Origin of the sequence: Pseudomonas sp. MCal1, assembly GCF_026341415.1 — a bacterium.
In the GTDB taxonomy this organism is placed as follows: Bacteria; Pseudomonadota; Gammaproteobacteria; order Pseudomonadales; family Pseudomonadaceae; genus Aquipseudomonas.
The window spans coordinates 274,617-289,981 of sequence record NZ_JAKUMP010000006.1; the positions used below are offsets into that span (position 1 = coordinate 274,617).

16 protein-coding genes are annotated in these 15,365 nt (G+C 60.3%); 7 read left to right on the forward strand and 9 right to left on the reverse strand.

Features of this window, described 5'->3' with window-relative positions; genetic code table 11:
* Positions 1–72 precede the first annotated feature (72 nt).
* The 3 genes from MKZ87_RS12685 to MKZ87_RS12695 form a co-directional block, all read right to left on the reverse strand.
* Positions 73–828, reverse strand: coding sequence for a DeoR/GlpR family transcriptional regulator (locus MKZ87_RS12685; protein ID WP_007953179.1), 756 nt, complete (start codon positions 826–828; stop codon positions 73–75).
* Positions 829–923: 95 nt separating this feature from the next.
* A complete protein-coding gene (glpK, locus tag MKZ87_RS12690) occupies positions 924–2,426 on the reverse strand; it encodes a glycerol kinase GlpK (protein ID WP_085699692.1) in 1,503 nt (500 codons plus the stop codon).
* Between the two features lie 78 nt (positions 2,427–2,504).
* Entirely contained in the window at positions 2,505–3,356 is an 852-nt protein-coding gene (locus tag MKZ87_RS12695; protein WP_007953183.1) for an MIP/aquaporin family protein, read from the reverse strand.
* 360 nt (positions 3,357–3,716) lie between these two features.
* Here MKZ87_RS12695 and ybaK point away from each other — a divergent pair, with 360 nt between their 5' ends.
* Both ybaK and MKZ87_RS12705 read left to right on the forward strand, forming a co-directional pair.
* On the forward strand, positions 3,717–4,187 hold the full coding sequence (gene ybaK / locus MKZ87_RS12700) for a Cys-tRNA(Pro) deacylase (RefSeq protein WP_007953184.1): 471 nt from the start codon (positions 3,717–3,719) through the stop codon (positions 4,185–4,187).
* A gap of 89 nt (positions 4,188–4,276) precedes the next feature.
* Complete coding sequence (locus MKZ87_RS12705; protein ID WP_266201029.1) at positions 4,277–5,059, forward strand: PhzF family phenazine biosynthesis protein; 783 nt, start codon at positions 4,277–4,279, stop codon at positions 5,057–5,059.
* 49 nt (positions 5,060–5,108) lie between these two features.
* On the opposite strand, the gene MKZ87_RS12710 is transcribed toward MKZ87_RS12705, so the two are convergent.
* Both MKZ87_RS12710 and argF read right to left on the reverse strand, forming a co-directional pair.
* On the reverse strand, positions 5,109–6,218 hold the full coding sequence (locus MKZ87_RS12710) for an ABC transporter ATP-binding protein (RefSeq protein ID WP_085699686.1): 1,110 nt from the start codon (positions 6,216–6,218) through the stop codon (positions 5,109–5,111).
* Positions 6,215–7,135, reverse strand: coding sequence for an ornithine carbamoyltransferase (gene argF, locus MKZ87_RS12715; RefSeq protein WP_227233406.1), 921 nt, complete (start codon positions 7,133–7,135; stop codon positions 6,215–6,217). The genes MKZ87_RS12710 and argF overlap by 4 nt, the downstream gene beginning before the upstream one ends.
* A 406-nt stretch (positions 7,136–7,541) precedes the next feature.
* On the opposite strand from argF, the gene MKZ87_RS12720 reads away from it, so the two are divergent.
* The 3 genes from MKZ87_RS12720 to grxD all read left to right on the forward strand — a co-directional run bounded on the left by MKZ87_RS12720 (position 7,542) and on the right by grxD (position 10,506).
* Entirely contained in the window at positions 7,542–7,832 is a 291-nt protein-coding gene (locus MKZ87_RS12720; RefSeq protein WP_007953190.1) for a hypothetical protein, read from the forward strand.
* A 129-nt stretch (positions 7,833–7,961) separates the two neighbouring features.
* Positions 7,962–10,067, forward strand: a complete 2,106-nt coding sequence (locus MKZ87_RS12725) for a molybdopterin oxidoreductase family protein (protein ID WP_085699682.1) — start codon at positions 7,962–7,964, stop codon at positions 10,065–10,067.
* A 97-nt stretch (positions 10,068–10,164) separates the two neighbouring features.
* Positions 10,165–10,506: a Grx4 family monothiol glutaredoxin gene (gene grxD / locus MKZ87_RS12730; protein ID WP_085701711.1), complete on the forward strand. Its 342-nt coding sequence runs from the start codon at positions 10,165–10,167 to the stop codon at positions 10,504–10,506.
* A 106-nt stretch (positions 10,507–10,612) separates the two neighbouring features.
* Here grxD and bfr read toward each other — a convergent pair whose 3' ends face one another.
* Both bfr and MKZ87_RS12740 read right to left on the reverse strand, forming a co-directional pair.
* Positions 10,613–11,089 carry a bacterioferritin gene (gene bfr, locus MKZ87_RS12735; RefSeq protein ID WP_085684506.1) on the reverse strand — a complete coding sequence of 159 codons (477 nt, stop codon included), beginning with the start codon at positions 11,087–11,089 and terminating at the stop codon, positions 10,613–10,615.
* A 199-nt stretch (positions 11,090–11,288) separates the two neighbouring features.
* Entirely contained in the window at positions 11,289–11,507 is a 219-nt protein-coding gene (locus MKZ87_RS12740; RefSeq protein WP_007953193.1) for a bacterioferritin-associated ferredoxin, read from the reverse strand.
* A 291-nt stretch (positions 11,508–11,798) separates the two neighbouring features.
* On the opposite strand from MKZ87_RS12740, the gene MKZ87_RS12745 reads away from it, so the two are divergent.
* Positions 11,799–12,401 (forward strand): peroxiredoxin, encoded by a 603-nt coding sequence (locus MKZ87_RS12745; RefSeq protein WP_085580234.1) that lies wholly within the window; start codon positions 11,799–11,801, stop codon positions 12,399–12,401.
* 74 nt (positions 12,402–12,475) lie between these two features.
* Here the strand turns inward: MKZ87_RS12745 and rnt are convergent, their stop codons facing one another.
* Positions 12,476–13,150, reverse strand: coding sequence for a ribonuclease T (rnt, locus tag MKZ87_RS12750; RefSeq protein ID WP_007953196.1), 675 nt, complete (start codon positions 13,148–13,150; stop codon positions 12,476–12,478).
* Entirely contained in the window at positions 13,147–14,193 is a 1,047-nt protein-coding gene (pyrC, locus tag MKZ87_RS12755) for a dihydroorotase (RefSeq protein WP_085701710.1), read from the reverse strand. The genes rnt and pyrC overlap by 4 nt, the downstream gene beginning before the upstream one ends.
* A gap of 160 nt (positions 14,194–14,353) precedes the next feature.
* Between pyrC and MKZ87_RS12760 the strand changes: the two genes are divergently transcribed.
* On the forward strand, positions 14,354–15,262 hold the full coding sequence (locus tag MKZ87_RS12760; RefSeq protein ID WP_227233402.1) for a flagellar protein MotY: 909 nt from the start codon (positions 14,354–14,356) through the stop codon (positions 15,260–15,262).
* Positions 15,263–15,365 lie beyond the last annotated feature (103 nt).

Genomic DNA, 15,365 nt, shown 5'->3' on the forward strand with positions numbered 1-15,365 from the left:
CTTCTGAATGGGACGCGGAGCGTCCCGGGCTGCATTCCCACGCAGAGCGTGGGAACGAGAAACAAAGGGGGGTTAAACGACTTCCAGACGAATCTTGTGCTGACTCAGCAGTTGCGCCAGGGCCGGCACCGGTTGCTGATCGGTGACCAGGCAATCGATCAGGCTGATCGGGCCGAGGCGGATCATAGCGTTACGGCCGAACTTGCTGGAGTCCGCTGCCAGGATCACCTGTCGGGCATTGGCGATGATCGCCTGGGACACCCGCACTTCCTGGTAATCGAAGTCGAGCAGGCTGCCGTCCTCATCGATACCGCTGATGCCCACCAGCGCGAAGTCGACCTTGAACTGATTGATGAAATCCACACTCGCCTGACCGACCACGCCGCCATCGCGACGGACATTGCCGCCAGTCAGCAGCACATCGAAATCATCCTTGGCGCTGAGCATCGAAGCGACGTGCAGGTTGTTGGTGATGATCTTCAGGTGGCTGTGATTGAGCAGGGCGCGGGCAATCGATTCGGTCGTCGTGCCGATATTGATGAACAGCGAGGCGTGATCGGGAATCTGCGCGGCGATGGCTTCACCGATGCGTTGCTTTTCATCGCGCATCTGATCGGCGCGCATCGCATAGGCGGTGTTTTCGACGCTGGAATCATAGGCGGCGCCGCCATGGTAGCGGCGCAGCAGATTGGCTTCCGCCAGTTGATTGATATCGCGGCGGATGGTTTGCGGGGTAACAACGAACAGCGTGGCCATTTCCTCGATGCTCACATAGCCGCGCTCGCGGACCAGTTCGAGGATTTGCTGCTGACGGGGAGGCAGATTCATGGGGCTTCCTTTGGGCTGCCGTGCAAAATTTGCCCATGATGCCGCAGGAATCCGCTCCCGACCAGTTACATGCCGTTACCAGTCCTCAGACTGGCTTATTCAGCGTCCTCACGTTCCCAGTCGCGGGTGCGGCTGACGGCTTTTTTCCAGCCTTTGTAGAGCTTCTCTTTTGCCGCTTCGTCCAGGCTTGGTTCGAACTCGCGCTCGATCACTGCCTTGCCGCGCAGTTCTTCCAGGCTGCCCCAGAAACCGCACGCCAGACCGGCCAGATAAGCTGCGCCCAGCGCCGTGGTTTCGCGCATTTTCGGACGCTCGACCTGAGTGCCGAGGATGTCGGCCTGGAACTGCATGAGGAAGTTGTTCGCCACTGCACCGCCATCCACGCGCAGGGCCTTGAGGCGTTCGCCGGAGTCCTGTTGCATGGCGTCGAGAACGTCGCGGGTCTGGTAGGCGATCGACTCCAGTGCGGCGCGGATGATGTGATCCACACGTACGCCACGGGTCAGGCCGAACAGGGCGCCACGGGCATACGGGTCCCAGTAGGGAGCGCCGAGGCCGGTGAAGGCCGGCACCAGATAGACGCCGTTGCTGTCCTTCACTTTATTGGCGAAGTATTCGGTGTCGAGGGCGTCGTTGACGATTTTCAGTTCATCGCGCAGCCACTGTACGGTCGAACCGCCGTTGAACACCGCGCCTTCCAGGGCGTAAGCCACTTCGCCGCGCGGGCCGCAAGCGATGGTGGTGAGCATGCCGTGCCGGGATTTCACGGCTTTGTCGCCGGTGTTCATCAGCAGGAAGCAACCGGTGCCGTAGGTGTTTTTCGCCTGGCCCGGCTCGACGCACATCTGGCCGAACAGCGCAGCCTGCTGGTCGCCGGCGATACCGCCGATGGCGATGCCGCTTTTGGTGCGGCCGTAGATTTCCGACGACGCTTTGACTTCCGGCAGCATCTCGCGCGGGATGTCGAGGATTTCCAGCATCTTCGCGTCCCACTCCAGCGTGTGGATGTTGAAGAGCATGGTGCGCGAGGCGTTGGTGTAGTCGGTGACGTGGACCTTGCCGCCGGTAAATTTCCAGATCAGCCAGCTGTCGACAGTGCCGAACAGCAATTCGCCGTTGCGCGCGCGCTCGCGGCTGCCTTCGACGTTGTCGAGGATCCACTTCAGCTTGGTGCCGGAGAAGTACGGGTCGGTGACCAGGCCAGTGGTATCGCGGATGTAATCTTCATGACCGTCGCGCTTGAGCTGCTGGCAGATCTCGGTGCTACGGCGGCATTGCCAGACGATCGCGTTGTACACCGGGCGGCCGGTGGTCTTGTCCCAGACCACGGTGGTTTCACGCTGGTTGGTGATGCCGATGGCGGCGACCTGGTCATGGTGCAGACCGGCCTGGGCCAGGGCTTCGACCATCACCGCGCTCTGGGTGGCGAAGATTTCCATCGGGTCGTGTTCGACCCAGCCGGCTTGCGGGTAATGCTGGGCGAATTCGCGTTGTGCGGTGCAGACCACGTTCGCGTCGCGGTCGAAAATGATCGCGCGGGAGCTGGTCGTACCCTGATCGAGGGCAATGATGTAGTTCTTGTTCTGAATGTCGGTCATGTCGATTGCCTTGGACGAAATAAGGGAGAGTGGGCCGTGGCGCGGGCTCTATAAGGGCAGGAGCCCGCGCCGACTGTTTCAAGAAGTTCTTGGTTTGCCGTCAATGGCCGGTTCTGCATCCTTTGTAGCAGGTGTGGCGCCGGTCAGGTGACGGGCAATCAGCCCGCGATACCCGGCAGCGCCGAGGCAGGCACCGACAATCGGTGCAAAAATCGGAATCAGGAAGTACGGGATTTCACGTGCGCCAGTGAAGGAAATTTCACCCCAGCCGGCGAAGAAAGTCATCAGTTTAGGACCGAAGTCCCGGGCCGGATTCATCGCGAAACCGGTCAGCGGGCCCATCGAGCTGCCGATCACGGCAATCAGCAGACCGATCAGCAGCGGCGCCAGCGGGCCTTTCGGCAGGCCGTTGTTGTCGTCGGTCAGGGACATGATCACGCCCATCAGGATCGCGGTGATGATCACCTCGACCAGAAACGCCTGGGCAGTCGACAGCGCCGGGTTCGGGAAGGTGGAGAACACCGACGCCAGTTCGAGGCTGGCTTCAGTGCCGCGAACCATATGGTGAGTTTGTTCGAAATCGAAGAACAGGTTGCTGTACAGCGTATAAACCAGCAGCGCACCGCAAAAGGCGCCGGCGACCTGGGCCAGAATGTAGAACGGCAGTTTGCGCTTTTCGAAGTCGGCAAAAATGCTCAGGGCAATACTGACGGCAGGGTTCAGGTGCGCGCCGGAAACGCCGGCGGTGAGGTAGATCGCCATGCTGACGCCGACGCCCCAGATGATGCTGATTTCCCACAGACCGAAGCTGGCGCCTGCGACCTTGAGCGCGGCGACACAACCCGTACCGAAAAAGATCAGGAGTGCAGTGCCCAGAAACTCGGCCAGACACTGGCTCGAGAGCGAAGGTTGCTGTAACGCAGTTGTCATTGAAAACCTCGGTTTTTGTTGTTGTCTGGCGCGTTGCCGAAAGGGCAAGGCGCGATTTTCGCCGAGGCAGGATCCCCATCCTGTTCCCGGTTTACTGCTGGGTGCTGCGATGACGATAATTCTTTCATTATTCAGATTCGAAAAAATATAGACAAGAAACAAACCTGTCAAAGGTCGAAAGTGAACCATCAGTCACAAATAAACTATCAGTCATGTGAATGATCCTGCAGGTCACCCGGTCTGCGCGGCTGTTATCAGCCTGCAAACTCCGGGAAACGTGGCGCGTGTTAGAGCCTTTTGCACAACGATGGCCTAGAATTCGCCGCAGGATTTTTTGCCACTGCCGAGCCCGGAGCTGCCATGACCCCTGCGTTGGACTTGTTGAAAAAAGTTCGTGCCGAACATCGCGTGCACAGTTACGAACATGACCCGAAGGCCGCGTCGTATGGCCTGGAGGCCGCGGAAAAGCTGGGGCTCGATCCGGCGCAGGTGTTCAAGACGCTGCTGGCGGCCAGTGAGAAGGGTGAGTTGCTGGTGGCCGTGGTACCGGTCGTCGGAAGTCTCGACCTCAAGGGGCTTGCCCACGCCGCCGGAGTGAAAAAAGTCGAGATGGCCGACCCGGCTGCCGCGCAACGTTCCACCGGTTACTTGTTGGGCGGCATCAGTCCGCTGGGGCAGAAAAAACGCCTGCGTACTTTCATCGATAACTCGGCCCAGCCTTTTGCGACCATCTACGTCAGCGCCGGTCGGCGCGGGCTGGAAGTAGAGCTGGCGCCGGCAGTATTGGCAGAACACACCCAGGCGAAATTTGCCGACATCGGTCGCCCTTGACGTCTGTATGAAGAAAATTGGCCGGCACTGTCACTGGCGCTGATCCGGCCGGCGCTGCATGCTCGTTCGACTGACACAGGGAGAAGGTTATGCAGCTCGAGTTTCATCAGGTCGATGCGTTCAGTGACCGGCCGTTCAGCGGCAATCCGGCAATGGTCTATCGGCTCGACGCGTGGCTCGCGGACGAACTGATGCAAAAGATCGCCGCCGAGCACAATCTGGCGGAGACCGCGTTTATGGTGCGCGAAGCACAGGCGTGGCATATCCGCTGGTTCACACCGACCACCGAGGTGCCGTTGTGTGGTCATGCGACCCTGGCCAGCGCCTATGTGCTGTTCGAGATTTATAAGGAAACGGCCGAGCGTCTGGACTTCACCTGCAAGTCAGGGCCATTGAGCGTCAGTCGCGAAGGCGGCACGCTATGGCTGGATTTTCCGGCCATCGAAGCGGTGGAGAAAGGCGTCACCGTGGAGATCGAGCGGGCGCTGAATGTCCAGGCAGTGGATGTTCTGAGTTCCAACGAGCTGTTTGTGGTGTTGGAGTCCGAGCAGGCGGTGCTTGATTGCCAGCCGGACATGGTCGCCCTCGCCAAATTGCCGTGGTTGGGCGCCATCGTCACCGCCCCGGGCAATCAGCATGACTTCGTCTCACGCTATTTCGCCCCGGCCATCGGCATCAATGAAGACCCGGTGACCGGTTCGACCCATTGCAGTCTGATCCCCTACTGGTCGAAACGTCTGGGCAAATCCAGCCTGACCGCGTGCCAGCGTTCGGCGCGGGGCGGCGAATTGTTTTGTCGGCTGGAAGGCGAGCGAGTGAAGATCGGCGGGAATGCGACGCTGGTGGCCAGCGGCACATTGATGCTGGGCTGAAGCCAAAAAACCAGGGAGCCATCAGGCTCCCTCATTGTTTGCGTGCAGATCAGCGTGCGGCGCTGTAACGGCGGACGCCGTTCTCTGTCGCCGGAATTTGAGCGGCCGTGCTGCCCGACGCCTGGAACAGCACCAGATGTTCCGCCGCCACCCGAATCCCGACATCCGCACCAACCTGATGGTCGGCATGGCTCGGGAAGATCGACTCCAGCTGTGCGCCGGTCGGCAGTTGCAGGCGGTACAGCGTCGAAGCGCCGAGGAACGTCTTGCCGACGATCCGCGCTTTCAAGCCACTGTCCGGCGCGTAAACGATGTCATCCGGACGCAGCAGCACATCCACCGCCCCACCGACCGGCCAGGTGTAGGCGCGATTGCCGCGCAGTTCGCCGAGTTCGGTCTGCACCGATTCCGGGCTGCCGAGCTGGCCGCGAATGAAGTAGCCCTGACCGATGAAGCTGGCCACAAACGGCGTCGCCGGTTCGTGATAGAGGTTGTAGGGCGTGTCCCACTGCTCCAGCCGGCCTTCCTTGAACACGCCGACGTGATCGCTGACGGCGAAGGCTTCTTCCTGGTCGTGCGTCACCAGAATCGCGCTGGTGCCACGGGCCTTGAGGATGTCGCGCACTTCATGGCTCAGCTTGCGACGCAACTCGCCATCGAGGTTGGAGAATGGCTCGTCGAGCAACAGCAGTTGTGGCTCCGGCGCCAAAGCGCGGGCGAGGGCGACACGTTGTTGCTGGCCGCCGGACAACTCGTGAGGGAAGCGTTTGCCGAGGTTCTTCAGATTGACCAGTTCCAGCAGCTCTTCGGTGACACGCTCCTTGTTCGGGTGCTTGCGGATGCCGAAGGCGATGTTGTCCGCGACACTCAGGTGCGGGAACAGCGCGTAGTCCTGGAACACCATGCCGATCCGGCGTTTTTCCGGGGCGAGGGTGAAACCGGCGCTGGAGATCACTTCACCGCCGAGAGAGATTTCCCCTTCGTGCACCGGTTCGAAACCGGCAATCGCGCGCAGGGTGGTGGTCTTGCCGCAACCGGACGAGCCGAGCAGGCAGCCGATGTCGCCGGCGTTGAGGTGCAGATTGAGGTTCTGCACCACACGTTGATCTTGATAGCCGCAAGCGAGGTTGCGCAGGTTCAGCAGTAATTCATGACTCATGCGTGGTGATATGCCGGTTCGACGAGGAACTCGAGCAGGGCCTTCTGTGCGTGGAGACGGTTTTCTGCCTGATCCCAGGCGACGGAGCGCGGGTCATCAAGCAGGTCGAGACTGATTTCTTCACCGCGGTGAGCGGGAAGGCAGTGCAGGAATAACACGTCCTCGGCCGCCAGGTCGAGCAGGGCACGGGTGACCTGGTATGGCGCGAACAGTTTGAGGCGCTGGGCGGTTTCATCTTCCTGACCCATGGAGGTCCAGACGTCGGTACTCACCAGATGCGCGCCGCGCACGGCCTCTTGCGGGTCGCGGACGATGGTCACGCGGTCACCGGCCTTGGCCACGAATTCAGGATTCGGCTCGTAGCCTTCCGGGCAGGCCACGCGCAACTGGAAGTCGAACTGGATGGCCGCTTCTATATAGCTGTTGCACATGTTGTTGCCGTCGCCGATCCAGGCCACGGTCTTGCCCTGGATCGAGCCGCGGTGCTCGAGAAAGGTTTGCATGTCGGCCAGCAACTGGCACGGGTGCAGGTCATCGGACAGGCCGTTGATCACCGGCACGCGGGAGTTGGCAGCGAATTCGGTCAGGGTGCTGTGGGCAAAGGTCCGGATCATCACCGCGTCGAGCATGCTCGACATGACGATGGCGCAATCGCCGATCGGCTCGCCACGGCCCAGCTGGGTGTCGCGCGGCGACAGAAAGATCGCCTGGCCGCCGAGCTGGATCATGCCGGCCTCGAAAGAGATCCGGGTGCGGGTCGAGGATTTCTCGAAGATCATCCCCAGGACGCGGTTTTTCAGAGGCTCGAACAGTACGCCGCGGTTACGCAGGTCCTTGAGCTCAACGCCTCGACGGATCACGCTGACCAGCTCTTCGGGCGTGCAATCCATCAGGGAGAGAAAGTGCCTTGCGCTCATCATTGACTACCTTTTTGCTACAAACCGCAGATGCTCAAAGCCTTGTTTATCGGAACAACGGGCGAGACCTGCGGCGTAAGCCGCACGGGGCGACGAAATAGGGGAAGGCGCGATATTGACACTAAATGTCGCGTTTTTCCAATAGGCTACGGTTTTTGCAGAAATGCGCCGGGGTGCAAACAGTGCGAACACTGTGATTTCCGGTCAGTTTTCGAGAGGGCAACGAGGCATTTGTACACTGGCCCCACCGGGCTTGGCAATCAGGCGCGGCGGGGATGGCACAGCTCTGGTCGGTTTGCGACCGGTGAGCCGGCGGTTTCGCTTGGTCGGATGCGCAGGTTGAAACATTTGCTAAAGCAAAGTGCTGGGTTATAAATAAATCACGAGCGACGCAGGAAGCCTCCGCATGGAATCGAAAGAAAAACTGTTAATGGAACTGCTGGGCCACACGGCACGCTCATTGACCCACCTCACCGCGTCGATGACCTCGATGTCCTTCGAACTGCTGCGCAGCGATGACGACGTGGTCAAGGCCGCCAGCCGACAGATGATCGACCGCATGGCGACCATCAGCGCCGGGCTCGACGAGCATTGGCGACTGATCGGCGAGCTCACCGGCGTCCACGTCGCCCACGAGCAGATCGAGACCATCCAGGAAATCCAGCTGGCCGCGCCGCCTCAGCTTCCGGCGAACTGACGTGTCCATCGGCGGCCCTGATGGCCGCCGATTCACAAGACAAACGTCGCTGGCGCTGCACCGGGTCGCGGGCCATAGTTTTGTTCCCGCGGGCGTGATTGCCTGCCCAGAACAAGACAGAGACTGGCCATGACCAAGACTCTCCATCACCGTGCCTGCCACTTGTGCGAAGCCATCTGCGGCTTGACCATCGAGACCACCGAAACCGACGGCCAGGTGCAGATCACCTCGATCAAGGGCGATGCCCAGGACACGTTCAGTCGCGGGCACATCTGCCCCAAGGCCGTCGCGCTGCAAGATATCCAGAATGATCCGGATCGCCTGCGTCAGCCCATGCGCCGGGTCGGCAGCGAATGGCTGCCCATCGCGTGGGACGAAGCATTCGAGCTGGTCGCCGAAAAACTCTCGGCGATTCAGGAGCGTCATGGGCAGAACGCAGTCGCCGTGTATCAGGGCAACCCCAGCGTCCACAACTATGGGTTGATGACCCACAGCAATTACTTCCTCGGCCTGTTGAAAACCCGCAACCGCTATTCGGCGACGTCGGTCGATCAACTGCCCCATCACCTGACCAGCTACCTGATGTATGGCCACGGCTTGCTGTTGCCGATCCCGGATATCGATCACACGGACTTCATGCTGATCCTGGGCGGCAACCCGTTGGCGTCCAACGGCAGCATCATGACCGTGCCGGATGTCGAGAAGCGTCTGAAGGCGATTCAGGCCAGGGGCGGCAAAGTGGTAGTGGTCGATCCACGACGCAGCGAGACGGCGGCGATGGCCGATCAGCATTTGTTCGTGCGTCCGGGGGGCGATGCGGCGTTGTTGTTTGGTGTGCTCAATACGCTGTTCAGTGAAGGCCTGACGTCTGAAAGTCATTTGCCGGTGGACGGTCTGGATGAGCTTCGCGCGGCGGTGGCGGGTTTCACCGCCGAAGCCATGAGCCCGTTGTGCGCGGTGCCCGCCGAACAGATCCGCCAATTGGCCCGGGACTTCGCCGCTGCGCCAAGCGCCGTTTGCTACGGCCGGATGGGTGTTTCCACTCAGGCCTTCGGCACGCTGTGCCATTGGGTCGTGCAGTTGATCAATCTGGTCACCGGCAATCTCGACCGCGTTGGCGGTGCACTGTGCACGGAGCCGGCGGTGGATCTGGTGGCCTCGACCTCGGGCGGGCACTTCAATAAATGGCAGAGCCGCGTGTCCGGGCGGCCTGAATATGGCGGCGAGCTGCCAGTCTCGGCACTGGCCGAAGAAATGCTCACCGAAGGCGAGGGGCAGATCCGCGCGCTGATCACCGTGGCCGGCAATCCGGTCCTGTCGACGCCCAACGGCCGGCAACTGGAGCAGGCGCTGGACGGGCTGGAGTTCATGGTCAGCGTCGATCTGTACATCAACGAAACCACGCGCTATGCCGACCTGATCCTGCCGTCCACCTCGGCGCTGGAGAACGATCACTACGACACCACTTTCAACCTGTTCGCGGTGCGCAACGTCACCCGGTTCAACCGGGCGATCCTCGCCAAACCCGAAGGTGCGCTGCACGACTGGGAGATCTTCGTCGGCCTGGCCAAGGCCTTTGCCGCGAAGACCGGCAAGGAGCTGAAACCGACGATGCCGCCGGCGAAGATGATCGACATGGGGTTACGCATGGGCTTGTATGGCGATGCATCCGAGCAAAAATTGTCGCTTGCGACGCTGTTCGATCATCCGCACGGTGTCGACCTGGGAGCGCTCAAACCCAACCTGACTGCGCGGTTGAAGACTGCCAATCAACGGATTCAGGCGGCACCGCCGGAAATCCTCGCCGACTTGGCGCGCTTCGCCGCGTTGCAGGCACCCGCCGCCGATGAGCTGTTGATGATCGGCCGCCGTCATGTGCGCAGCAACAATTCGTGGATGCACAATTATCATCGACTGGTGAAGGGCAAGCCGCGTCATCAGCTGCTGATGAACCCGGACGATCTCGCCAGTCGCGGGCTAAGTGACGGTCAGCTCGTGCGCGTGAGTTCACGGGTCGGCCAGATCGAAGTCGAAGTGCTGGGCAGTGCCGACATGATGAAGGGCGTGGTCAGCCTGCCGCATGGATGGGGCCATGCCCGGCCGGGTGTACAGATGGCGATTGCCAGCGGTCAGCCGGGCTCCAGCGCCAATGACCTGACCGATGAGTGTCAGCTCGACGAGCTGTCGGGCAACGCAGCGCTCAATGGCGTGCCGGTGACGGTGGCAGCGGCTTGAGCATGTCTGTCGGGGAGACCGAGCAGCGCGCTCGGGATTCCGTTACAATGCGCCACCGTGCCGACCCATGAGTCGGAAAGTTCAGCCGAGGTGCTCCATGGATATCATCGAAACGATTAAAGAGCAGATTGCCAACAACACCATTCTGCTTTACATGAAAGGCTCGCCGAATGCCCCGCAGTGTGGCTTCTCCGCGAAAGCTGCGCAGGCTGTAATGGGCTGTGGCGAGAAGTTCGCCTACGTCGACATCCTGCAGAACCCGGAAATCCGCGCCAACCTGCCGAAGTACGCCAACTGGCCGACTTTCCCGCAACTGTGGGTCGGCGGTGAACTGGTGGGCGGCAGCGACATCATGGCTGAAATGTTCGCCAATGGTGAGCTGCAGACCCTGATCAAGGAAGCATCCGCCAAGGCTGCTGCGGCCAAGTCCGAAGCCTGATTGGTTTCTGCCCGGATTTCAGCGAGTCTGAAATCCGGGCGATAAAAAGCCCCGCCTCTGGAAAGAGAGCGGGGCTTTTTAGTGTCTCGAGTTTGGCGCTGACTGATTACTCGTCTTCACCCATCTGCGATTGCAGATAGTTCTCAAGACCGACCTTGTCGATCAGGCCCAGTTGGGTTTCCAGCCAGTCGATATGTTCTTCTTCGGATTCCAGGATGTCCTCGAGCAGTTCACGGCTGCCGAAGTCACCGACGGATTCGCAGTGGGCGATGGCGACCTTCAGGTCGGCATGGCCAGTCTTCTCGATGCGCAGGTCGCACTCCAGCATTTCCTTGGTGTGCTCGCCGATGTGCAACTTGCCCAGATCCTGCACGTTCGGCAGGCCTTCGAGGAACAGGATGCGCTTGATCAGCTTGTCCGCGTGCTTCATCTCGTCGATGGATTCGTGGTACTCGTGTTTGCCGAGCTTGTTCAGGCCCCAATCTTCATACATGCGCGCATGCAAGAAGTACTGATTGATCGCGACCAGCTCATTGGCAAGGATCTTGTTGAGATGCTGGATGACTGTTACGTCGCCTTTCATGATGGGAGTCCTGCCCTAAGTAGCGGTATATAAGGCGGAGTTTGAGCTTGGTATTTATAAGTGTCAAACCTAAGTTATTGAATAATAAATGAAAATTAATCTGAATAAGAATGTTTGTGTTCCGCGTCTAGGCGCTAAGCAATTGATTTTCAGGCATAAAAAAACCGGACCTAAGTCCGGTTCTTCGAATTCGGGATAATTACGCGGCGGTAAATTCTGCCGGGTAGGGGATCGCGGCCTGGGCGGTTTGCAGCTTGGTCAGGGTTTCGCGAACCACTTCCTTCGCCAGGCACGCACATTTGCCGCATTGGCTGGCTACGCCGGTGGCCTGACGAACTTCTTTGTAGCTGCAGCAACCTTCATAGATCGCTTCGCGGATCTGTCCGTCGGTGACGCCAGTGCAGAGGCAAACATACATAAGTGAGAACCGTCGCTGGTTGTGACTCAATTGCGATGGATCTTAATGTTAACGAGAATGATTGTCAAAGTGCTTTCCCGGTGGTTTTTATCGCCAATGCCTGTGACTGACGAACGGTGGTGCATGGCTGAGTGCCAGCCCGGATTTCGCGAAAAACCTTTAAGGACAGTCGAAAAACGCAGTGTATGATGGTCGGCCCTTGCGAAGAGGGTTCGTGTCACAGGGCTGTCGCCTGAGGGTGGCAGGCTGGCGCGGACCCTGAACTTCAAGTTTCTACACCAGGAGATATCAATGAGCGTACTCGTAGGCAAACAAGCCCCTGACTTCACCGTCCCGGCCGTACTCGGCAATGGCGAGATCGTTGACAGCTTCACCCTGTCCTCGGCCATCAAAGGCAAATACGGCCTGGTGTTCTTCTACCCGCTGGACTTCACCTTCGTCTGCCCGTCCGAGCTGATCGCTCTGGACAACCGCATGGCTGACTTCAAGGCGCGCAACGTAGAAGTGGTCGCTGTGTCGATCGACTCGCACTTCACCCACAACGCCTGGCGCAACACCCCGGTCAACAATGGCGGCATCGGTCAGGTGAAATACACCATGGCTGCCGACATGAAGCACGAAATCGCCAAGGCCTACGACGTTGAATCCGAAGGCGGCGTGGCTTTCCGTGGCGCGTTCCTGATCGACGACAAGGGCGTTGTCCGCTCGCAGATCGTCAACGACCTGCCGCTGGGCCGTAACATGGAAGAGCTGATCCGTCTGGTCGACGCGCTGCAATTCCACGAAGAGCACGGCGAAGTCTGCCCTGCCAACTGGAAAAAAGGCGACAAAGGCATGAACGCTTCGCCAGAAGGCGTTGCGGCTTACCTGACCGAGAACGCTGCTGCCCTGTAAGGCGCAACGTCGAGGTACAAAAAAACCGGCCCACGTGGCCGGTTTTTTCATGCTCGGAAGAAACCCGACGAGGATCAGTCGTCGAAGTCTTCCCAGCCGCCCATCTGTTTCCAGCGGTTGACGATGCCGCAGAACAGCTCGGCCGTCTTCTCGGTGTCGTAACGCGCGGAGTGCGCTTCACGGCCGTCGAAGTCGATGTCGGCTGCCTGACAGGCTTTCGCCAGCACGGTTTGGCCGTATGCCAGACCGGCGAGGGTCGCGGTGTCGAAGCTGGAGAACGGGTGGAACGGGTTGCGCTTCATGTCCAGCCGCGCGACGGCGGCGTTGAGGAAGCCCAGGTCGAAGCTGCTGTTGTGGCCGACCAGAATTGCCCGTTTGCAGCCGTTGGCTTTCAAGGCCTTGCGCACGCCACGGAAGATGTCGGTCAGCGCTGTTTCTTCGCTGACGGCCATGCGCAACGGATGATCGAGCTTGATCCCGGTGAACTCCAGTGCCGCCGCTTCAACGTTGGCGCCTTCGAACGGCTCGACGCGGAAGAAGTAGGTGTGATCCGGGTACACAAAACCCTTTTCATCCATGGCGATGGTGGTCGCGGCAATCTCCAGCAGAGCGTCGGTGGCCGAGTTGAAGCCACCGGTTTCTACGTCGACGACAACCGGCAGGTAGCCGCGAAAGCGTGCTGCCATTGGATGGCGCGAACCGCCGCCACCTTGACCGTCCAGTTCGTCGTCGAAATGGTCTTCACTCACGCGTGTTCCTCCAGCAGGCGCCAGCGCAGTTTTTCACCGGCGCGCAGCGGGATAACGGTCAGCTCGCCGAAAGGCAGGCTGGTCGGTGCGGTCCATTCGTCACGAACCAGGGTGATGCGATCGGTGTTTGCCGGCAGGCCATAGAAGCGCGGGCCGTTGAGGCTGGCGAACGCTTCGAGCTTGTCCAGCGCGTTGCGCTGTTCAAAGGCTTCGGCGTACAGCTCGATGGCGGCGTACGCGGTGTAGCAGCCGGCGCAGCCGCAGGCTGCTTCTTTGGCGTGCTGGGCGTGCGGTGCCGAGTCGGTACCCAGGAAGAACTTCGCGCTGCCGCTGGTGGCGGCGTCGAGCAGGGCTTCCTGGTGCGTGTTGCGCTTGAGGATCGGCAGGCAATAGAAGTGCGGCCGGATCCCGCCTACCAGCATGTGGTTGCGGTTGTAGAGCAGATGGTGCGCGGTGATGGTCGCGCCGACGTTGGCCGAGGCCTCGTTGACGAACTGCACGGCATCGCCGGTAGTGATGTGTTCGAACACCACTTTCAGTGTCGGGAAACGCTCGACCACGCGGCGCATGTGCTCATCGATGAAGATTTTTTCGCGGTCGAACACGTCGACGTCGCCACGGGTGACTTCACCGTGGATCAACAGCGGCATGCCGACTTCGGCCATGGCTTCCAGCGCCGGGAAAATCTTGTCGATGCTGGTGACCCCGGAATCGGAGTTGGTGGTGGCGCCGGCCGGGTACAGCTTGGCGGCATGCACGAAACCGCCGGCCTTGGCCTCACGGATTTCTTCGGGCTGGGTGCGGTCGGTGAGGTACAGCACCATCAGCGGCTCGAAACGACTGCCGGCCGGGCGGGCAGCGAGAATCCGCTGGCGATAGCCGTCGGCTTCAGCGGCGTTGCGCACCGGAGGTACCAGGTTGGGCATGATGATTGCGCGACCAAAGGTGCGCGCGACATCCGCAACGGTATTGGTCAACACGGCACCATCGCGAAGATGAATGTGCCAGTCGTCGGGACGCAGCAGGGTCAGGCGGTCGGACATGAGGGAATTCCAGGCGGGTCAAACTGAGGCGAATGCTACCGGAAAAGACTCTTGCAGGCACTCGCTATCAAGTTTTGCGACGAGCGTCCGATATCCCAAAGGTATGCCGTAAAGATGTATGTCTCGGTCTTTTTTGTTGTAGAAGCCAATGGAGCCTCCCGTGCGCCAGCGATATTTAGCCTTGCTCAGTGTGTTTGCCAGCCTTCCCGCGATGGCACTGACCTACCAGACACGTCTGGAGAACATTGAGTGGACGGTCGAAGGCGACAAGTTCGAGTGCCGCCTGACGCAGCCGATCACCGACTTCGGCTCGGGGCAGTTCGTGCGCAAGGCCGGCGAGCAGGCGATCTTCCGTCTGAATGCCTACAACGCGATGCTGGGCGGTGGTTCGGCAACCTTGCTGGCGGCGGCCGCGCCCTGGCAGCCGGGACGCAATGACATCAACCTGGGCAGTGTCAGGATCGGCACCGGCAACGTGCTGTTCAACAGTTCGCAATCGCAGGCTGGCGGGCTGATCAGCGGTTTGCTGGAAGGTCGTAGCCCGGTGGTGCGACGTGCCTCCGGTGATGGACGGGTCTCCGAAGTGCGGCTGCTGCCGGTCAAGTTCAGCAAGGCGTTCAACGACTACCAGACCTGCGTGGCGAAATTGCTCCCGCAGAATTTCGATCAGGTCAAAAACTCGCAGGTCGGTTTTCCGGGCGAAGGCACCGATCTGGACGCCGCCGCGAAAGCCAAACTGCAAGTGATGCTCGAATTCATGAAGGCCGATCCGACGGTCAATCACATTGAGCTCGACGGCTATTCCGACAACAGTGGCAATCGCCTGACCAATCGTGAGTTGTCGCGCCGTCGTGCGCTGGCGGTGGTCGATTTCTTCAAGGCCAACGGCATCGCCGAATCGCAGATCACCGTGCGTTTCCACGGCGAACAATACCCGCTGGTCCCGAACACCAACGCCGCCAACCGGGCGAAAAATCGCCGGGTCAGCGTGAAGTTGGCCCGGGTGGCACCGGTTACCGCCCCAGCACCTCAAGCCAGCACGCCTGCCAACACAGCGGCGACTTCCTGACCTGTCGGTCATCGTCGCCCTCTCGACAGATTCTGTCGCTTTGTCGTCTTAAGCTGTCGCGCCTCTGTAAATTATCGCGTTTGAGCGGTAGACTCCTCGGCTT